Origin of the sequence: Streptococcus sp. HF-100 (assembly GCF_015594635.1) — a bacterium.
Lineage (GTDB): Bacteria > Bacillota > Bacilli > Lactobacillales > Streptococcaceae > Streptococcus > Streptococcus vaginalis.
Map to the genome: position 1 here is coordinate 135,873 of NZ_JADNQV010000001.1, position 18,635 is coordinate 154,507.

An 18,635-nucleotide genomic window follows, 5' to 3' on the forward strand; every position below is an offset into this window, starting at 1 on the left:
ACACCTTGTAATCTAAAACAAATATAATGGGAGGTTAAGAACTTTTTGTTCTAACCCCTTTTTTATAGCAACATTCCTTCGTCTATGTCAAATTCTGTTAGGATTTGCTGGATTTGGTCGAAATTCAAGCGAAAATGTTCTAACGTATGGGCATCAGAGCCAACAGAATACTTTGTCCCGCCCAATTCTTTCACCAAAGATAGAGCATAGATATAAATATCTTCGTGATTATAGAGATACATAGACTTGCCATTTAGTTCAAAAGCCAAGTTGTACTCTATCATTTTCTGAAAGAGGGTACGAAGTTGGGGTTCAAAGTTTTTCAGTTCTTCAACCGTCACATTAAATTTGCGAAAACCATAGTCAAAATGAGCCAAAACATCAGCTGGAATACTTTCAATAGCTTCTTCCATTTCTTTAAAATAAGTTGGAATCACCTTCATTTTATCAGATTGTAAAGCAGGTTCTTCTAAGTAATCGAACTTCCCATTATGGTGAACAGACAACAGTTTTAAATCATAATTTTTATTTTCTAAGAAAGCTAAAATATCTTTCTTTCGTGGTCTGTAATAGCCAATCTCAATTCCTTTTTTGATTCGATTTCCATATTTCCGATTGAGAACAGCTATTTTTCTAGAATAAGACTCATAATCAGGAATATCATCGTGAGGAGAACCTGCATCATACGGATAGGGATTAGATAAATCCAGATGTTCAGTCGTCACAATTTCACCATCGTAATGTTCCAAATAATCTCTGAAATCAGCATCTGAATCATAAGAAAAGTAAGTATGAAGATGATTATCGCGCATAAGTTTTCCTCCTATCATATCTATAACACTAAGGAATTATATAGCAGTTTATACTAACTACAATATATAGTATTTTTAAACAAGAGTTTCCTAAATTTGATAATTATATTTTGTAGTTGTGTAAAAAATAAGTATATAATTTTCCTTATATTTACTGTTTTTATCATAAGCAGCAACAACTGGTTGCATTAATTAAAAATTAGATACAAATCACTACTGCAGATAATAAATAATGAGCTAATTTTTGATTGATTTCAATTGTTTACGAATCATTTGAAAAACAATCACTAAAAGTGGCGTTAGCAAGATAAGAACTAGCCCTAATCCAATAAAAGTCTGATCAAAGCCAAAACTGTCAATCAGCCAACCAACAATCGGAAAAATGATAATCATGCTTAAACTGAACATCATTGAAGCAACGCTTAACATGGTCGCTCTGGCTGAACTTGGTAAATACTGTTGCAAATCATTGTAAAATATTGGTTGATACATGGCATACAGAGCATTTGTTACCAAATAAATCATAATATACATGAATGGTGTTCCCAAAAATGACAGTACATAAGCTGCTCCTGTTAAGCTGACAACTACTGGAAAAATCCGAAAAGAATGCCATGTTTTCCCAATCTTACTGGCAAGAGAAACTGCCAAAATATTTAAGACGCTACCAATCAACATAACTGTTGAAATCTGCCATCCTGCCAAGTCTGGCAGTTGCTTTTGATAGTAAAAGTAAAACATACACATTATTGTTCCAACAAATTGAAAAATCATCATCCATGTAAAAAGGCTGGGATTACTTTTCATTTCTTCTTTTACCGTCAGGATTATTTTCTTCATCGTGACCACTTCGTCATTTTTCTTTTTCATTGTCGGTTCTTTTATCAACCAAATCAGAATTAAAACAATAATAGAAACTGCAATCATGATATAATAGGTAATATACAAATATCCATGTACAAATAACCCCGCTAGTACCGTTCCTAAAGAGATTGCTGCCTCAGAAACACCTGACATCAAACTTGATATTTTCAAATAACGGTCTTTTAAACCAGCTTCTACAGCAGAGTCATATAGCAGTGCAGAGCTCGTTCCTGAATCAAAGTTATAAGACAAAGCATTGATTATCATTGCCATTGCATATATCCAAAAATTCCCTTGCCCTGTCAACATTAAAATAGATGATAAAATGCTAGTCAAGCGGCTTACGTACAGATTGGTCTTATAAGAAAATCGATCTGCCAACATGCCTGACGGAATTTCAAAAACAATGCCTGTTGCATGAAAAATACTCTCTAACAGCCCAATTTGCAGTAAAGACATACCATTTTGACTGAGGAATAAAATCCAAAAACTCGTAATACCTAGAAATCCTAAGAATTCCACTCCTGTCATAAGAGGAATATTTCTTTTGTAACTTCTCCTAAACATACTTTTTCCTTTACTAAGAAGAAACCGAACTTCCCGTTCAGTTTTCTAACTTATTCATTTTTCATATTCTTTTAATTTTTAAAAAAACGCCAATCGGCGTTTTTACATTTCCTAAGGCTCAATTCTGTGGAGCATACGTGGGAATGGAATGGCTTCTCGGATGTGTTTCGTTCCTGCAACAAATGTCACCATACGTTCCAAACCAAGTCCAAATCCAGCATGAGGAACTGAACCATATTTACGAAGATCTAGATAGAAAGCATAGTCATCAGGGTTCAGACCATTTTCTTCAATCTTCGCTAATAATTTTTCATAGCTTTCTTCACGAGCAGAACCACCTATGATTTCTCCATAGCCCTCTGGTGCTAAAAGGTCTGCACAAAGCACACGTTCTTCGTTACCAGGAACAGGTTTCATATAGAAAGCCTTAAAGCTAGCAGGGTAGTTCACAACGAAAGTTGGCACACCAAAATAGTTTGAAATCCAAGTTTCGTGTGGTGACCCGAAATCATCACCTCGTTCGATATGCTCATACTCAGCTTCTTCATCATTTTCATGTTCTTGCAAGAGATCAATGACTTCATCGTAAGAAATACGTTTGAAGGGTTCTGTCACGTATTTTTTAAGAAGATCAGTATCACGTTCCAACACTTCAAGCGCATGTGGTGCACGATCCAAAACTCCTTGAATCAAAGCCTTCACATAAGCCTCCTGAAGATCAAGCGACTCATCATGAGTAACAAATGGATATTCTGCATCCATCATCCAGAATTCTGTCAAATGGCGGCGTGTTTTGGATTTTTCGGCACGGAAAACAGGGCCAAAGTCAAATACACGACCAAGTGCCATAGCACCTGCTTCTAAGTAAAGTTGCCCAGATTGACTTAGAAAGGCAGGGGTTCCAAAATAATCTGTTTCAAAAAGCTCTGTGGAATCTTCTGCTGCATTTCCCGATAAAATCGGACTATCAAATTTGATAAAGCCGTTGCGGTCAAAAAATTCATAGGAAGCATAGATAATTGCGTTGCGAATCTGCATAATTGCCATTTGCTTGCGTGAACGTAGCCATAAATGACGGTGATCCATCAAAAAGTCTGTTCCGTGTTCCTTTGGTGTGATAGGATAATCATTGGACTCTCCAACGATTTCAATATCCGTCACGTCTAATTCATATCCAAATTTTGAGCGTTCATCTTCTTTGACGATTCCTTTTACTAAAACAGCTGTTTCTTGGTTCAAGTGTTTGATGATATTAAATTTATTCAAACCCTCTTCTTCACCAAATTTTTCAAGGAAATTTGGCTTGAAAGCCACAGCTTGAAAAAAGGCTGTCCCATCGCGTAATTGCAAAAAAGCAATCTTTCCTTTTCCTGATTTATTGGCAACCCAAGCACCAATCGTCACTTCTTCTCCGACATGATTTTTAACATCCATAATTGAAGTATATTTTGTTGACACGTTTTTTCTCTTTTCTATTTTATTTTTTTATGATAAACAGCCTCAATGTTGTTCCCGTCTGGGTCTATCACAAAGGCCGCATAGTATCCCACATGGTAATTTTTACGTTCGCCAGGTGCACCATTATCCTTTCCTCCAGCAGCCAAAGCTGCTTGATAGAAAGCATCTACTTCTTAACAAGTTTGAGCACTAAAGGCAAAATGCATCGGCTCTTGTTGACCAACATTTAGCCAAAAATCACCACCTGGATCCACATCTCGCGGTTCTGTGAAACTAACGACCTGCCCCGTATCAAATTGAAGGTGATAATTTAAAGGAATTAAAGCGGCTTGATAAAAAGCTTTAGAAACTTCTAAATTCTTTACCTTAAGGGTAAAATGATCGATCATTTTTTAATCCTCCATAAACGCCTTGATACGATGAACGGCCTCTTTCAAGGTATCCATATCCGTCGCATAACTCAGGCGAACATTCTCTGGCGCACCAAAGCCAGCACCTGTTACAAGAGCGACACCTACTTCTTCTAGGATTGCTGTTGCAAACTCTGTCACATCTGAATGGCCCTTCATTTCCATTGCTTTTTTAACATTTGGAAAGAGGTAAAACGCTCCTTGCGGTTTCACCACTTCAAAGCCAGGAACCTCTGCAAGCAAAGGATAAATGGTATTGAGACGTTCTTCAAAAGCCTGACGCATGGTTTCAACAGTATCTTGAGGACCCTTTAAAGCTTCAATCGCCGCATATTGAGAAGCAGTGGTTGGATTAGAAGTCGTTTGTCCAGCCACTTTACTCATCGCTGCAATGATTTCAGGCTCTCCAACAGCATAACCAAGTCTCCAACCAGTCATCGAATACGACTTAGATACACCATTAATAACAATTGTTTGCTTGCGGATCGCTTCAGATAAGCTCGAAATCGGTGTAAATTCATTTCCATTGTAAACCAAGCGGCCATAAATATCATCAGCTAAAATGAAGATATCATGCTCTATTGCCCAATTACCTATCGCTAACAACTCCTCGGCAGTATAAATCATTCCCGTTGGATTGGAAGGAGAATTGAGCACCAAAACTTTCGTTTTCTCTGTCCGAGCAGCCTCTAATTGCTCAACGGTCACTTTGAAATGATTTGCTTCCGTCGCTTGAACAAAAACTGGTATCCCTTCTGCCATCTTAATCTGGTCGCCATAACTAACCCAACACGGTGCCGGAATAATCGCTTCATCACCTGGATTGATGACACTCATAAAAAAGGTATAAAGGGAAAACTTTGCACCCGTCGCAACGGTCACTTGATTTGGTTTAATCGTATAACCATAGTATTTTGCAAAATATGCTACAATTGCTTCCTTTAATTCAGGCAGACCACTGGTAACCGTATAAAAGCTAGCTCTACCATCTTTTATTGCAGAGATAGCAGCATCTTGAATATTCTTCGGAGTTGGAAAATCTGGCTCTCCCAAAGTCAGCGAAAGGATATCACGCCCTTGTGCTTTTAAAGCTTTTGCGCGCGCTGCTGCTGCTAAGGTTACACTTTCTTCCATATCTAAAACACGATTTGATAATATCATAGCCCCTCCTTGCTGAGCAATGTTCCTGTTTCAAATCCAACATTATAATAAATTGTTCCAGACTTGACTTCCCAGATTGGTTGCTCTTTTACATAGCCAAATGTCACTTTATCAATTTGTTTGGCACCACTCTCTTTAGCGATTTGTTTTGCTTTTTCTTGACTAATCCCTTTGAACAACTCATAAGTATAGATTTTATCACTATCTGCTTCTATTAAAACAGCAAGCTGCGTCTTTTTACGATTTTTCCCCAAAAGACTATAATAACTTTTTTCACCGTTATAAATAGCAAAGCGATCCACTTTATCCAAATCCGCATATTGACGAGCAATTTTACTAGCCGTTACCTTAGCTGATTGGTAAGGATCCATAGATAGATTTAAAATGTAAAGAAAAGAAAAAGTGAGAACGACCAAAACTATCACACTTCCGATAATATATTGCCAAATAATGAAATTTCTATCATTTTTTCTTCTATTTTTCACTCGTCCATTATACTATAAATAAGGATTTTTTTCTATCTTTTTCTAAAATTTGATTTTATTACTACTTATTGATAAAATACAGTTATGGACAAACTAACAAAACTTTTTCAAGAAAATCATTTAGATTTAAAAACCATGATTATTTTAAATAAAGCTATTCGCACGATTCGACCTTTTGAAAATCAGGCGGCAAAACAACACAATCTGACTCCAACTCAATTTTCAGTTTTAGAAACCCTTTATAGCAAAGGGAACTTACGCATTCAAGACTTAATTGATAAAATGCTTGCTACATCTGGAAATATGACCGTTGTCATTAAAAATATGATACGAGACGGTTGGATTTTTCGTACCTGTGACCCATCTGATCGACGTTCTTTTTTAGTCGGATTGACTCCAGAAGGACGTAGCAAAATTGAAGCGGTACTTCCAGATCATATTCAAAATATCCAGCAAGGATTAAGCATTTTAACAGAGCAAGATAAAGAAGATTTGATTCGGATTTTAAAAAAATTCAAAAGTTTGAGCTAATTTCTTGCTAACTAGTGATATTTGTTGTAACATAAACAGGTACAAAAGAAAAGGAGAGTGACTTATATGTCTAAAAAAGTACTATTTATCGTCGGGTCTCTTCGCCAAGGCTCATTCAACCATCAGTTAGCTTCTCAAGCTGAAAACATTCTTGCTGGCAAAGCTGAAGTTTCTTATCTTGATTTCAAAGATGTTCCATTTTTCAATCAAGATATTGAAAGCCCAGCTCCCGCGGCTGTTGCCAAAGCTCGTGAAGAAATTCTCGCTGCTGATGCTATCTGGCTCTTCTCACCAACCTATAACTGGGCAATTCCAGGAGTTGTTAAAAATCTCTTAGATTGGCTATCACGTGCGCTTGACCTTTCAAACCCATCAGGACCTTCTGCTCTTAATGAAAAACTTGTAACAGTTTCCTCTGTAGCCAATGGAACTTCTCCAGATGAAGTTTTCAAACATTATCGCAGCCTTCTTCCATTTATTCGTATGAAAGTTGTTGAACCATTTACTGGTGTTGCTGTTAACCCGGAAGCCTGGGGAACAGGTCAACTGACAGTTTCCGAAGAAAAACAAGCTGAACTCGCAGCTCAAGCTGAAGCATTATTAGCAGCTATCGATTAAAATAAGCAAAAAATGGAATGACACTTTTACATCATTCCATTTTTATTTTATTCCTTAACAAAGACATAGGTATTTATCGTAGACAAATCCTCTCGGAAAGCAAGGCCTGCAAATTGCAATTGTTTGATTTCTTCTTTGCTTTTTACTTGGCTTTCAATTAAAGCTGTTAAAAATTGACCACGAGCTTTTTTAGAAATAGTTGAGTGAACTTTCAAACTTCCTTCTCTATCTTCTAAAAATTTAAACCGAAGCATCTTATCGCGCACAGATTTGGAAAACACCGTCTCGAACTCACTTGATAACAGAGACAAAATCATTTCCTCATCTGAAATAGCTGCATCATAATCATTGCGCCAATAATTTTTCAGGCTTTTGCCAGAAATAGTACATTTCACTGAAAAATCCAATCGATGAGGTGAAATCAACGCCATAGCTGGTATAACACCATATAGACTAGAAGTGATGAACAAATGCTTGTCTACATACCTCAACTCTTGCTTCGTTAAATGACTTCTTCTGATGTTTCGATACATAAGACCATCAAATAAATGCAAAGCTGGGTAAGTAAGAGCTTGCCCATTTTTTAATTGTTGAAGATGAATATACTCTTCTTCTGCACGTTCCAGACTAATATGATAGAAATCTGCTAATTCTTCAATAGAATACTGTGATAGACTAGCTACAATTGTTTTTGTTTGCTCTGAAAGAAAACACTTGCCATGAGGCTTAAGGCTAAGATTCATTTCCTTTGCAGTTGGAATTAAAATTTTCATAATCTTATTGTATCAAAAGTTATTTTGCAGAACAAATGATTTTTCTCTTGACATTAGACAATTGTTATCATATAATCTAGTTATTAAGACTAGATAAGAAAGAGGTGGATATTTTGGAAATCACAAAATTCCCAACTTGGGAAGAACTACCAGAGTTAGATCTTTATCTTGATCAGGTTCTCCTCTATGTGAATGGTGTCAACGAACAAGCATTTCATAGCACGGATAAGCCTTTAACGGCTGCTATGGTCAATAATTATGTGAAACACGCCCACATTCCAAAGCCAATTAAGAAAAAATACAATCGTGTACAGATTGCTCGTCTGATTGTATTGACGACGTTAAAACCTGTCTTTCCAATACCAGATATTATCAAGACGATTCAACTTCTGGTAGACGAAAAAAATTCAGCTACTCTTTATAATGAATTTGTTAATTGCATGCGAGAAGAAAAAGCTGACATAGTCGCACCTGCTATTGAAGCAGCTTGCCAAACGGTGAAATTATTTCATCAAACAAAGAAATTGGCTCTAGCCTTAGAAGGAGGTAAAACAAATGAATCAAACGCTTAAACTCAGCAAACAACTTAGCTTTGGGGAAGAAATTGCCAATGCTGTCACTCACGCTGTCGGGGCTGTGGTTATGTTAGTACTGCTTCCTATCTCAGCCATTTATAGCTATGAAGAACATGGTATGCTTGCTGCTGTCGGAGTTTCAATTTTTGTCATCAGTTTATTTCTGATGTTTCTTTCTTCAACGATTTACCATTCAATGAGCTATGGTTCTACGCATAAGTATATTCTACGGATCATCGATCATTCAATGATTTACATTGCTATTGCGGGAAGTTATACGCCAGTCGTACTATCCCTTATGAACAATTGGTTGGGTTATCTTATTATCACAATTCAATGGGGAACGACCATTTTTGGTATTTTGTATAAAATATTTGCTAAAAAAGTTAATGAAAAATTTAGCTTGGCACTTTATCTTATTATGGGCTGGTTAGTGATCCTGATCATTCCGCAAATCATTGGTCAAACGGGACCTATTTTCTGGGGATTAATGTTAGCTGGAGGACTCTGTTATACTGTTGGTGCAGGATTTTATGCTAAGAAAAAACCATATTTCCACATGATTTGGCACCTCTTTATCCTAGCTGCTTCTGCACTTCAATATCTTGCTATTGTCTATTTTATGTAAAACATTTTAAAAACAATCATTCTCTAAGTCGCTCTTCTTAGCAGAATGATTGTTTTTTTATCACAAAAGCCAGGCTACTTTGAACAGTAACTTGGCTTTTTGCAATGGTTTATTTTGATTTGATATAATTGACACCATCTGCTTTTGGTGCAACAGCTTTTCCGAAGAATGCTGCCAACACAACAATAGTCAATACATAAGGTGCAATTTGTAGGTACACAGCTGGTACATGTGATAGGAATGGTAATTGACTTCCGATAACGGCCAAACTTTGAGATAGTCCAAAGAATAGACTAGAAAGCATAGCGCCAATTGGATTCCATTTACCAAAAATCATAGCAGCCAGTGAGATGAATCCTGGTCCGATAATGGTTGTCGCAGCGAAATTTACGGAAATAGATTGTGCATAAATCGCTCCACCAACACCGCCAAGAAAACCTGAAATCATCACACCGTAATAACGCATGAGATAAACATTGATACCGAGGGTGTCTGCCGCTTGTGGGTGTTCCCCTACGGAGCGCAAACGAAGCCCAAATTTCGTCTTAAACATAATGAACCATGCCAAGAAAGCAAATGCAACTGCAATATACCCCATTAGACTGGTGTGTTTAAAGAAGATATCTCCAATGACAGGAATATCTGATAATAGTGGAAAATTAAATTTACCAAATGATACTTGAATATTATCTGTTTGCCCTTTATTATAGAAAGCTTTTACCAAGAAAATCGCTAACGCAGGCGCCATCAAATTAAGCACTGTACCACTAACAACGTGATCCGCACGGAAATTGATAGTCGCTACAGCATGAATGAGTGAGAAAATTAGTCCCACAATACCACCAACTAAAAGTGCTAACCAAGGCGTTAAACTTCCAAAGGTATTCACAAAAGTAAGGTTAAAGACAACTCCTGAGAAAGCTCCCATAACCATAATACCTTCAAGTCCGACATTGACAATCCCAGCATGCTCTGAGAAGGCACCACCGATACTAGTAAAGATTAAAGGTGCTGCATAAATCAGCATAGAGGAAACTAACAGACTTAACATTGTTACAAAATTCATCTTATTTTCCTCCCTTTACTTTCGCTTGTTTTCTTGGTTTGATAAAGTGTTCAATGATGTAATGAATACTTACAAAGAAAATAATTGATGCTGTTACAATATTTACCAGTTCCGCTGGAATCGTTGCGGTGTTCATACCTGGAGCTCCGACTTGAAGCACGGCAAATAAGAATGCTGCAAAGAGAATACCAATTGGTGAATTATTTGCCAGCAAGCTAACGGCCATACCATTAAAGCCGACAGCTAGGGAACTTCCTTGTACATAGACATTTTGGAAAGTTCCAAGTCCTTCAACAACACCTCCGACACCGGCAAGGGCACCTGAGATAATCATTGAAAGTATAATCGTCCGTTTAGCAGACATCCCTGCATATTCACTCGCATTTGGATTTAGCCCGACAGAACGGATTTCAAATCCAAGCGTTGTTTTTTTCAGCATAAACCAGATAAGGACAACTGCAATGACCGCAAAGAAGATTCCGATATTCATCCGTGAATTATTGGTCAATGCCCGCAGCCATTCTGTTTGATAGGTTGCATTAGCTCCAACCTTAACACTTGAGTCAATACTTTGCATAACACTTTTTGGGAAACTATGAATCATTGCATTTCCAACATAGAGAACGATGTAGTTCATCATAATCGTAACGATAACTTCACTTGTTCCCAAATAAGCACGAAGAATACCAGGAATAGCACCGATAATCCCACCAGCTACTGCTGCAATGACAACTGTAGCAAGAATCATAATTGGACGAGGAAGATTAGGAAACGAAAGTGCAAACCAGCCACTCAAAATCCAACCAGCTAAAGCTTGCCCTGGCAAACCGACATTAAAGAATCCAGCCCGACTTGCTACTGCAAACCCAAGAGCAATTAAAATAAGTGGACCCATTGCACGGAAAATTTCACCAATACTACGGATAGTACCAAAAGCAGCTTTGAACAGCTCTTCATAACCCCAGATAGCATCATAGCCAAAAATCCACATTATAATGGCACCAAGTAAAATTCCAAGAACAACGGAAATCAAAGGCACCGCAATTTGCTGCGTTTTCTTAGTCATTTGAATCTCCCTTCTTAATTTCACCACCAGCCATCAAGATACCCAACTCTTGTTTATTAGTTTCTGCTGGAGTTACAATACCTTGAATCTTACCATCATGAATAACAGCAATACGGTCTGAAACATTCAGGATTTCATCTAATTCAAAGCTGACCACAAGCACTGCTTTACCCTTGTCACGTTCTTCAATCAAACGTTTATGAATGTATTCAATCGCTCCAACGTCTAATCCACGAGTTGGCTGACTAACGATTAGAAGGTCAGGATTGCGGTCTATTTCACGAGCAATAATGGCTTTTTGTTGATTTCCTCCTGAAAGAGCAGATGCTGGAACACTTTCACTTGCAGCCCGAACATCAAATTCATCCATTAACTTTCGTGCATAAGAAGTGATATTATTGTAATTCAAAATTCCATTTTTGCTTAATGGCTCCTTGTAATAAGTTTGCAGAGCCATATTCTCAGACAACATCATATCTAAAACCAAGCCATCACGATGACGGTCTTCCGGCACATGACTAACTTGCATTTCGGTAATTTTCCGCGGAGATAAGCCAACGACTTCTTTCCCCTTAATGGTAATGCTACCTGATTTCACCTTCCGAAGACCTGTGATTGCTTGAACTAGCTCGCTTTGTCCATTGCCATCAATCCCGGCAATCCCAACAATTTCACCAGCTCGTACATCCAAAGATAAATTTTTAACAGCAGGCACACCACGATTCTCATTCACAACCAAATCCTTAATAGATAGAACAACTTCTTTTGGATTTGAAGCTTCTTTTTCCGTTGTAAAGGATACTGAACGTCCCACCATCATTTCAGCAAGATCTTTATTCGTTGCGCCACCAATTTCAACGGTTTGAATACTCTTACCGCGACGGATGACAGTTACACGATCAGAAACAGCACGGATTTCATCCAATTTATGTGTAATCAAAATAATGGATTTTCCTTCTTTGACTAGATTTTTCATGATATGTTCTAGTTCTTCAATTTCTGAAGGAGTTAATACTGCTGTTGGTTCGTCAAAAATCAAGATATCTGCGCCACGATACAATGTTTTCAAGATTTCAACACGTTGTTGCGCACCAACTGAAATATCTTCAACTTTTGCAGTCGGATCCACAGCTAAACCATATTTTTCGGATAGTTCCTTGATGTCTTTGATTGCCTTTCGAATATCTAAAACACCATTTTTGGTCGTTTCACTACCCAAAATGATATTCTCAGCAACCGTGAAAGCCTCTACCAACATGAAATGCTGGTGAACCATTCCGATTCCTAAAGATGCTGATTTCGATGGAGAATCAATTGTCACTGATTTTCCATTCACAGTAATCTCACCACTTGTTGGCTCAAGCAAGCCAGCTAACATATTCATCAGAGTGGACTTGCCCGCTCCGTTTTCTCCTAAAAGTGCATGAATTTCACCGCGTCTTAGATTTAAGTTGATTTTATCATTTGCGACAAATTCACCGAAAATCTTGGTTATTTCATGCATTTCAATGACATTCTCATGTGCCATATGATTGATTCCTTTCAGAAATTATTTTATTTCAGTAAAACTCACTAAAAGATTAGCCAGCTTTACTGAGACAAAAGCTGTCTCAATCTCAAAAAAGCGACCCACGAAGGTCGCTTCTTGAGTGTCAGGTTATTCTTTATTCTGTAGGAACTTTAATACTTCCGTCAAGGATTTTTGCTTTTGCATCTTCAACAGCTTTTTTAGCATCATCTGATAAGTTCTTAGTTGTCAAATCTACTCCACCGTCTTTCAGACCGTAAGTTGTAGTTTTTCCTCCTGGGAATTTATCTTTTGCTGTTTTGTTAGCAATATCTTTTACAGTACCACCAACTTTTTTCAAGCTAGATGCTAAAACAAAGTTAGATTCTTTGCCGTCTTTAGATTTGTATTTACCTTCATCGTTTTGGTCGCGGTCAACACCGATAACCCAAACTTTGTCAGATTCATTTCTAGTTTCGTTGATAGATTTTGCTTCGTTGAATACACCAGCACCAGTACCACCGGCTACTTGATAAACAACATCTGCACCAGCTGCATATTGAGCTGCTGCGATTGTCTTCCCTTTAGAAGCATCTCCAAAGCTTTCAGCGTATTTCACATCAATCTTAATAGAAGGATCAACAGATTTCACACCTGCTTCAAAACCTTTTTCAAAACGAGTTAATACAGCACCTTTGATACCACCAACAAAACCAATCATTTTTGTTTTAGTTGTTTTGGCTGCAGCCACACCAGCAAGGTAAGCAGCTTCGTTATCTGCAAAGAGTGCAGAAGCTACATTCTTTTGACCTTTAATTTCATCATCAATAATAACATAGTTAATATCAGAGTGATCCTTTGCAGCAGATTCTACTGCATTACGAAGAGCAAATCCAATACCAAATACTAATTTGTAATTGCTAGAAGCAGCTTGCTCAAGGTTTGTAGCGTATTCAGATTCGTTTGTAGATTGGAAGTAAGTAAAGCCATGGTCTTTTGTCAATCCATTTTCTTTACCCCAAGCTTGCAAACCTTCCCAAGCAGATTGGTTAAATGATTTATCATCTACACCACCTGTATCTGTAACAATTGCAGCTTTCAAATCCGTCTTTGCATCTTTATTATCTGATTTAGATGCACGATTACCACATGCAGCAAGTCCAATTGCTGCGACAGCTACTAGACCAAGGCCTAGCCATTGTTTCTTGTTCATCTCTGAACCTCCTAAATAAGATGTGCAACAAGGTTGCAAAATTAACTTTGGTCAACTGACCGTTTTTACCAACTAATCCAAGTTAGTAAAAGAATACGGAAGTAATTCCTTGACCGTCATCACGACCGTCGATTTATCTTTGGCAACAAGCGTTACCTTTAAATCCTGAGAAAAAAATTCTGCCATTACTTGACGACAAGCTCCACACGGAGAAACGGGTTTTTGGGTTTCACCATAAACGATTAGTTCCTCAAACTCCGTAACGCCTTCTGAAATAGCTTTAAAAATAGCTGTACGTTCTCCACAATTTGTCAAACCAAAACTAGCATTTTCAATGTTTACGCCTGTAAAAATCTGACCATTTTTAGCTACTAGTACGGCTCCAATTGGAAAATGAGAATAAGGAACGTAAGCTTTTTTACTTGTCTCAATCGCTAGATCAATCAACTCAGTAGTCGCCACTAGCTTTTTCTCCTTTCATAATGGCTACACCAGAAGAAGCTCCGATACGCGTTGCGCCAGCTTCAATAAACGCAACTACATCTTCATACGAACGGGCTCCACCTGAAGCTTTGACTCCCATATCTGGACCAACTGTTTTTCTCATCAACGCCACATCATGAACAGTAGCGCCTCCAGTTGAAAATCCAGTTGAGGTTTTCACAAAGTCTGCACCAGCTGCTTTAGCCAATTGACACGCTACAACTTTTTCTTCATCTGTCAATAAGCACGCTTCAATAATTACTTTTACAAGTGTATCACCACTTGCTTCTACTACTGCTGCAATATCTTCTTCTACCAAAACAAGATTTTGTGATTTCAAAGCACCAATGTTGATCACCATATCCACTTCGTCTGCACCATTCTTGATAGCATCTCTTGCTTCAAATGCTTTCACAGCAGGCGTATTTGCTCCCAGTGGGAATCCAATAACGGTACAAACTTTAATATCTGTATCTCGTAATCCTTCTGCTGCAAAGCTGACCCAAGTTGGATTGACACAGACACTTGCAAAATCATATTCTCTTGCTTCTTCAATCAGTTTTTCAATTTGCTCTTGTTGAGCATCTGGTTTCAAAAGCGTATGATCGATGTATTTATTTAACTTCATTTTCGGTTCTCCTGTAAGTTAAGCGATTACTTCAATAATCTCTTGAACTTTTTTCGGCTCATCACTTATTTTAACATTTTTTTTGAATTCTGTAACTAGTTCTTGTGAAATTTTTTCATTTGCATAAACTTTTGCGACAATTTCACCAATTTTGATTGATTCTCCGACTTTCTTTTCAAAAACAATTCCTGTTTCAAAGTCTAAGGCATCCGTTTTCACCGCTCGGCCTGCACCTAGCCGCATGGCAAATAAACCAAATTCCATAGCTGGCAATTCAGAAATATAACCCGCTTCATCTGCAGTCACTTCTACAACGTATTTTGCTGATGAAGGGCGGTACAAATCTTCTAAATCGCCACCTTGTGCAACAACCATAGCTTCAAATTTTTGCAGTGCCGATCCATCAAATAGATGTTCCCGCACTTCTTTTACAGTTTTTTCAACATTTGCTAAGCCAAGCATGATTTGGCCTAATTCACAAATAAATTCTGTTACATCTTCTCGTCCTTTTCCTTGCAGGATATCCAAAGCTTCAAGGATTTCCAAACGATTACCAATGCTGGTTCCTAAAGGTTGGCTCATGTCGGTGATAACAGCTGTTGTTCTACGCCTAACTGCCTTTCCTAAATCAACCATAGTGCGAGCTAGAGCACGCGCATCATCCAAGTTCTTCATAAATGCACCTTCACCAACCGTCACATCTAGCAAAATACTATCTGCACCAGCTGCGATTTTCTTGCTCATAACAGAACTTGCAATTAAAGGAATAGTATCAACGGTCGCCGTCACATCACGCAAAGCATACAGCAATTTATCCGCTTTCACCAACTGATCAGACTGACCAATGACGGATAGTCCAATATCCTGTACTTGCTTAATAAATTCTTCTTGGCTACGCTCAATTTGAAATCCTTTAATGGATTCTAATTTATCAAGCGTTCCCCCTGTGTGACCGAGTCCACGACCACTCATTTTAGCAACGGGGATTCCAAAACTAGCTACCAAAGGCACCAGTACAAGCGTTACCTTGTCTCCTACGCCTCCGGTTGAATGCTTATCAACCTTAACTCCAGATATAGCTGACAAATCAATTTGCTGACCTGTCTCTACCATGGTCATGGTTAAATCAGATATTTCACGAGTGGTCATACCTTTAAAATATACTGCCATTGCAAAAGCTGACATTTGATAATCTGGCACAGTTCCGGCAACATAACCTTCAATTAACCACTTGATTTCATCACTAGTTAATTCTAAGCCATCCCGCTTTTTCTGAATCACATCAACTGCTCTCATATTTCCTTCCTACTTCTAAGGATATAATATCCCTTATCTTTTTTTAAAATTTCGCAATTTCCAAATACTTCTTCCATCTTGGCTTTGGCACTTGGGGCACCTTGTTTTTTTTGAATCACAATCGTCAAGTCGCCCCCGTCTAGTAAGTGCGTATAACTTCCTGTAATCACCTCATGAACGACCTGTTTCCCTGCTCGAATCGGTGGATTACTGATAATATGATGAAATCTCCCTTCTACATTTTGATAAAGATTAGATTGAAAAATCGTAGCTAGGACTTGATTGCGCTCAGCATTTTGACGCGCCAAATCAAGAGCGCGCTGATTTATATCAACAAGCGTTGCTTCGACTTCTTTAGCTTTGACCAAAGTCAGTCCCAACGTTCCGTAGCCACAACCAACATCTAATACGCTTTCTTGCTTATGAAAATCAAGACACTTTAAAAGAGCTTGACTGCCATAATCAATCATTTTCTTACTAAAGACTCCTGCATCAGTCAAGAAAGTCATCTTTTGACCCAGAAGCTGAACCTTCAATTTGTGAATATCATGTTCTGCATCTGGATTTTCTGCGAAATACATTTTAGCCATAAAATTATTTTAACATAAAGACCTTTTATTTGTAAACCGTTTACAATTTGTTTAAAATTATGTTATACTATTTCTCAACTATAGGAGTAAATATGACGAACGAATTTATCCATTTTGAAAAAATTAGTCGAAAAACTTGGCAAAACTTACATCGCAAAACAACTCCACCTTTAACGCAAAAAGAGCTAAATTCCATCAAAAGTTTCAATGATAAGATTAGCCTTCAAGATGTGACAGATGTTTATCTTCCCTTGACCAATCTCATCCAAATTTATAAGCGCTCAAAAGAAGATTTAGCATTTTCAAAAGGTATTTTTTTACAGAAAGCTATCAAACGCCAACCGTTTATTATCGGTGTCTCTGGCAGCGTTGCTGTCGGAAAATCTACTACCAGTCGGCTGTTGCAAATACTTTTATCTCGGACATTTTCGAATGCAACTGTTGAATTGGTAACAACAGATGGATTTCTTTATCCTAATGCTCATTTGGAGGAGCAAAATCTCCTCAAGCGCAAAGGCTTTCCAGAAAGTTATAACATGGAGCTGCTGCTTGATTTTCTTGACAATATCAAAAATGGACAAAACTACCAAATCCCTGTTTATTCACATGAAATTTATGATATTGTTCCAGACGAAAAGCAATCTGTTACAGCTGCAGATTTTGTCATTGTTGAAGGTATCAACGTTTTCCAAAATCCACAAAATGAACGCCTTTATATGACGGATTTCTTTGATTTTTCGATTTACGTGGATGCGGAAGTTGAAAATATCGAAACTTGGTATCTGGATCGCTTTAAAAAATTGCTCACTTTAGCAAAAGAAGATCCAAATAACTATTATCATCCTTTCACTTCTCAGCCAGAAAACAAAGTTATGGAATTTGCTCAAAATGTCTGGAAGTCGATTAACCTTGTGAATTTGCAAGATTATATCGAACCCACACGCAACAGAGCTGAAATTATTCTTCATAAAACAGAAAATCATGAGATTGATGAAATTTACTTAAAAAAATAAAAAGGCTTGTCAAATCTCAACTTTTCATATATAATTAGATAGTTAGTATATCATTGGAGGTGAAAACATTGGCAAATATTAAATCAGCTATCAAACGCGCTGAATTAAACGTTAAACAAAACGAAAAAAACTCAGCTCAAAAATCAGCTATGCGTTCTGCAATTAAAGCATTTGAAGCAAATCCTTCTGAAGAACTTTTCCGTGCTGCAAGCTCAGCTATTGATAAAGCAGAAACTAAAGGTTTGATTCACAAAAACAAAGCGAGCCGCGATAAAGCACGCCTTGCTAGCAAACTTGCAAAATAATCTGCATAACGTAAAAAAGAGCTCAGTGGAGCTTTTTTTGTTGCATCGGTAAGAAAGGCTCTATATGAAAATCGCAATTATCGGCTACTCCGGCTCTGGAAAGTCTACACTTGCTAAATATTTAGCAAAACATTATGACATCTCACTGCTTCATTTGGACACGCTACAATTTCTACCCAATTGGGAAATGAGTGACCGCAGCTGGATGCAAGAGCAAGTTAAGGTTTTTTTAGAAGCCAAAGAAAGCTGGGTAATAGACGGAAACTACAGCTCCTGTTGCTATGAAGAGAGAATGGAGCATGCAGACCAAATTATTTTTTTAAATTTCTCGCGTTGGAATTGTCTTTTACGGGCTGCAAAGCGTTATTCCAAGAACAGAGGTAAGGTCAGAGACAGTATGGCACAGGGCTGTCCTGAAAAGTTTGACTGGGAATTTATCCGCTGGATCTTACATGACGGACGAACTGCTAACATTCGGAAACGATATGAGAAACTTCAAAAAATGTATCCCTACAAATTTATAGTTCTTCATAACCAAAAAGAACTAGATAACTTTTTAGCGCAATTTTCATAAACATCAAAAGCT

Annotated in this window: 21 protein-coding genes and 1 pseudogene; 7 read left to right on the forward strand and 15 right to left on the reverse strand. The window is 37.7% G+C overall.

The window, feature by feature from the left end:
* Nucleotides 1-62: 62 nt before the first annotated feature.
* From IYQ23_RS00650 to IYQ23_RS00675, 6 genes and pseudogenes are all read right to left on the reverse strand, one after another.
* Entirely contained in the window at nt 63-812 is a 750-nt protein-coding gene (locus tag IYQ23_RS00650) for a PHP domain-containing protein (protein WP_195673789.1), read from the reverse strand.
* 237 nt (nt 813-1,049) lie between these two features.
* On the reverse strand, nt 1,050-2,243 hold the full coding sequence (locus IYQ23_RS00655) for an MFS transporter (protein WP_195673790.1): 1,194 nt from the start codon (nt 2,241-2,243) through the stop codon (nt 1,050-1,052).
* Nucleotides 2,244-2,354: 111 nt separating this feature from the next.
* Nucleotides 2,355-3,701: an asparagine--tRNA ligase gene (gene asnS, locus IYQ23_RS00660; protein WP_022525887.1), complete on the reverse strand. Its 1,347-nt coding sequence runs from the start codon at nt 3,699-3,701 to the stop codon at nt 2,355-2,357.
* Nucleotides 3,702-3,715: 14 nt separating this feature from the next.
* A pseudogene (locus IYQ23_RS09435) lies at nt 3,716-4,090 on the reverse strand (VOC family protein).
* A gap of 3 nt (nt 4,091-4,093) precedes the next feature.
* Nucleotides 4,094-5,272 carry a pyridoxal phosphate-dependent aminotransferase gene (locus IYQ23_RS00670; RefSeq protein WP_195673792.1) on the reverse strand — a complete coding sequence of 393 codons (1,179 nt, stop codon included), beginning with the start codon at nt 5,270-5,272 and terminating at the stop codon, nt 4,094-4,096.
* Nucleotides 5,269-5,757 (reverse strand): DUF5590 domain-containing protein, encoded by a 489-nt coding sequence (locus IYQ23_RS00675; RefSeq protein WP_106079258.1) that lies wholly within the window; start codon nt 5,755-5,757, stop codon nt 5,269-5,271. Before IYQ23_RS00675 ends, IYQ23_RS00670 begins: the two co-directional genes overlap by 4 nt.
* A gap of 84 nt (nt 5,758-5,841) precedes the next feature.
* Between IYQ23_RS00675 and IYQ23_RS00680 the strand changes: the two genes are divergently transcribed.
* Together IYQ23_RS00680 and IYQ23_RS00685 are read left to right on the forward strand one after the other, a co-directional pair.
* The gene (locus IYQ23_RS00680) at nt 5,842-6,288 is read left to right on the forward strand and encodes a MarR family winged helix-turn-helix transcriptional regulator (protein ID WP_106079257.1); all 447 of its coding nucleotides are present in this window, start codon (nt 5,842-5,844) and stop codon (nt 6,286-6,288) included.
* Nucleotides 6,289-6,354: 66 nt separating this feature from the next.
* Nucleotides 6,355-6,906 carry an NADPH-dependent FMN reductase gene (locus IYQ23_RS00685; protein ID WP_070583906.1) on the forward strand — a complete coding sequence of 184 codons (552 nt, stop codon included), beginning with the start codon at nt 6,355-6,357 and terminating at the stop codon, nt 6,904-6,906.
* A 47-nt stretch (nt 6,907-6,953) separates the two neighbouring features.
* On the opposite strand, the gene yaaA is transcribed toward IYQ23_RS00685, so the two are convergent.
* On the reverse strand, nt 6,954-7,679 hold the full coding sequence (yaaA, locus tag IYQ23_RS00690) for a peroxide stress protein YaaA (RefSeq protein WP_195673793.1): 726 nt from the start codon (nt 7,677-7,679) through the stop codon (nt 6,954-6,956).
* 113 nt (nt 7,680-7,792) lie between these two features.
* On the opposite strand from yaaA, the gene IYQ23_RS00695 reads away from it, so the two are divergent.
* Both IYQ23_RS00695 and trhA read left to right on the forward strand, forming a co-directional pair.
* Nucleotides 7,793-8,251, forward strand: coding sequence for a DUF1836 domain-containing protein (locus IYQ23_RS00695; protein ID WP_049507193.1), 459 nt, complete (start codon nt 7,793-7,795; stop codon nt 8,249-8,251).
* Nucleotides 8,235-8,882, forward strand: coding sequence for a PAQR family membrane homeostasis protein TrhA (gene trhA / locus IYQ23_RS00700; RefSeq protein WP_003024373.1), 648 nt, complete (start codon nt 8,235-8,237; stop codon nt 8,880-8,882). The genes IYQ23_RS00695 and trhA overlap by 17 nt, the downstream gene beginning before the upstream one ends.
* A 109-nt stretch (nt 8,883-8,991) precedes the next feature.
* On the opposite strand, the gene IYQ23_RS00705 is transcribed toward trhA, so the two are convergent.
* The 8 genes from IYQ23_RS00705 to IYQ23_RS00740 form a co-directional block, all read right to left on the reverse strand.
* On the reverse strand, nt 8,992-9,948 hold the full coding sequence (locus IYQ23_RS00705; protein WP_003024372.1) for an ABC transporter permease: 957 nt from the start codon (nt 9,946-9,948) through the stop codon (nt 8,992-8,994).
* A 1-nt stretch (nt 9,949) separates the two neighbouring features.
* Nucleotides 9,950-11,014, reverse strand: coding sequence for an ABC transporter permease (locus tag IYQ23_RS00710; protein ID WP_003036657.1), 1,065 nt, complete (start codon nt 11,012-11,014; stop codon nt 9,950-9,952).
* On the reverse strand, nt 11,007-12,542 hold the full coding sequence (locus IYQ23_RS00715; protein WP_003024370.1) for an ABC transporter ATP-binding protein: 1,536 nt from the start codon (nt 12,540-12,542) through the stop codon (nt 11,007-11,009). The genes IYQ23_RS00710 and IYQ23_RS00715 overlap by 8 nt, the downstream gene beginning before the upstream one ends.
* Before the next feature lie 136 nt (nt 12,543-12,678).
* Nucleotides 12,679-13,734 (reverse strand): BMP family lipoprotein, encoded by a 1,056-nt coding sequence (locus IYQ23_RS00720; RefSeq protein WP_003024369.1) that lies wholly within the window; start codon nt 13,732-13,734, stop codon nt 12,679-12,681.
* Nucleotides 13,735-13,806: 72 nt separating this feature from the next.
* Nucleotides 13,807-14,196 carry a cytidine deaminase gene (locus IYQ23_RS00725; RefSeq protein ID WP_126467005.1) on the reverse strand — a complete coding sequence of 130 codons (390 nt, stop codon included), beginning with the start codon at nt 14,194-14,196 and terminating at the stop codon, nt 13,807-13,809.
* Entirely contained in the window at nt 14,183-14,845 is a 663-nt protein-coding gene (gene deoC, locus IYQ23_RS00730; RefSeq protein ID WP_126467007.1) for a deoxyribose-phosphate aldolase, read from the reverse strand. Before deoC ends, IYQ23_RS00725 begins: the two co-directional genes overlap by 14 nt.
* Nucleotides 14,846-14,863: 18 nt before the next feature.
* Nucleotides 14,864-16,141: a pyrimidine-nucleoside phosphorylase gene (locus IYQ23_RS00735; RefSeq protein WP_195673794.1), complete on the reverse strand. Its 1,278-nt coding sequence runs from the start codon at nt 16,139-16,141 to the stop codon at nt 14,864-14,866.
* Nucleotides 16,138-16,731 carry a class I SAM-dependent methyltransferase gene (locus IYQ23_RS00740; RefSeq protein ID WP_117644432.1) on the reverse strand — a complete coding sequence of 198 codons (594 nt, stop codon included), beginning with the start codon at nt 16,729-16,731 and terminating at the stop codon, nt 16,138-16,140. The genes IYQ23_RS00735 and IYQ23_RS00740 overlap by 4 nt, the downstream gene beginning before the upstream one ends.
* Nucleotides 16,732-16,823: 92 nt before the next feature.
* On the opposite strand from IYQ23_RS00740, the gene coaA reads away from it, so the two are divergent.
* The 3 genes from coaA to IYQ23_RS00755 all read left to right on the forward strand — a co-directional run bounded on the left by coaA (nt 16,824) and on the right by IYQ23_RS00755 (nt 18,623).
* Nucleotides 16,824-17,744 carry a type I pantothenate kinase gene (gene coaA, locus IYQ23_RS00745; RefSeq protein ID WP_195673795.1) on the forward strand — a complete coding sequence of 307 codons (921 nt, stop codon included), beginning with the start codon at nt 16,824-16,826 and terminating at the stop codon, nt 17,742-17,744.
* 53 nt (nt 17,745-17,797) lie between these two features.
* Nucleotides 17,798-18,049, forward strand: coding sequence for a 30S ribosomal protein S20 (gene rpsT / locus IYQ23_RS00750; RefSeq protein ID WP_020999623.1), 252 nt, complete (start codon nt 17,798-17,800; stop codon nt 18,047-18,049).
* 64 nt (nt 18,050-18,113) lie between these two features.
* The gene (locus IYQ23_RS00755; RefSeq protein ID WP_022525895.1) at nt 18,114-18,623 is read left to right on the forward strand and encodes a DNA topology modulation protein; all 510 of its coding nucleotides are present in this window, start codon (nt 18,114-18,116) and stop codon (nt 18,621-18,623) included.
* Nucleotides 18,624-18,635: the final 12 nt, after the last annotated feature.

What these genes read in the sequence shown, in the direction of transcription:
- IYQ23_RS00650 (WP_195673789.1), bottom strand. Translation starts at nt 812, where the DNA reads ATGCGCGATAATCATCTTCATACTTACTTTTCTTATGATTCAGATGCT.
- IYQ23_RS00655 (WP_195673790.1), bottom strand. Translation starts at nt 2,243, where the DNA reads ATGTTTAGGAGAAGTTACAAAAGAAATATTCCTCTTATGACAGGAGTG.
- IYQ23_RS00670 (WP_195673792.1), bottom strand. Translation starts at nt 5,272, where the DNA reads ATGATATTATCAAATCGTGTTTTAGATATGGAAGAAAGTGTAACCTTA.
- IYQ23_RS00680 (WP_106079257.1), top strand. Translation starts at nt 5,842, where the DNA reads ATGGACAAACTAACAAAACTTTTTCAAGAAAATCATTTAGATTTAAAA.
- IYQ23_RS00685 (WP_070583906.1), top strand. Translation starts at nt 6,355, where the DNA reads ATGTCTAAAAAAGTACTATTTATCGTCGGGTCTCTTCGCCAAGGCTCA.
- yaaA (WP_195673793.1), bottom strand. Translation starts at nt 7,679, where the DNA reads ATGAAAATTTTAATTCCAACTGCAAAGGAAATGAATCTTAGCCTTAAG.
- trhA (WP_003024373.1), top strand. Translation starts at nt 8,235, where the DNA reads ATGAATCAAACGCTTAAACTCAGCAAACAACTTAGCTTTGGGGAAGAA.
- IYQ23_RS00705 (WP_003024372.1), bottom strand. Translation starts at nt 9,948, where the DNA reads ATGAATTTTGTAACAATGTTAAGTCTGTTAGTTTCCTCTATGCTGATT.
- IYQ23_RS00710 (WP_003036657.1), bottom strand. Translation starts at nt 11,014, where the DNA reads ATGACTAAGAAAACGCAGCAAATTGCGGTGCCTTTGATTTCCGTTGTT.
- IYQ23_RS00715 (WP_003024370.1), bottom strand. Translation starts at nt 12,542, where the DNA reads ATGGCACATGAGAATGTCATTGAAATGCATGAAATAACCAAGATTTTC.
- IYQ23_RS00720 (WP_003024369.1), bottom strand. Translation starts at nt 13,734, where the DNA reads ATGAACAAGAAACAATGGCTAGGCCTTGGTCTAGTAGCTGTCGCAGCA.
- deoC (WP_126467007.1), bottom strand. Translation starts at nt 14,845, where the DNA reads ATGAAGTTAAATAAATACATCGATCATACGCTTTTGAAACCAGATGCT.
- IYQ23_RS00735 (WP_195673794.1), bottom strand. Translation starts at nt 16,141, where the DNA reads ATGAGAGCAGTTGATGTGATTCAGAAAAAGCGGGATGGCTTAGAATTA.
- IYQ23_RS00740 (WP_117644432.1), bottom strand. Translation starts at nt 16,731, where the DNA reads ATGGCTAAAATGTATTTCGCAGAAAATCCAGATGCAGAACATGATATT.
- coaA (WP_195673795.1), top strand. Translation starts at nt 16,824, where the DNA reads ATGACGAACGAATTTATCCATTTTGAAAAAATTAGTCGAAAAACTTGG.
- IYQ23_RS00755 (WP_022525895.1), top strand. Translation starts at nt 18,114, where the DNA reads ATGAAAATCGCAATTATCGGCTACTCCGGCTCTGGAAAGTCTACACTT.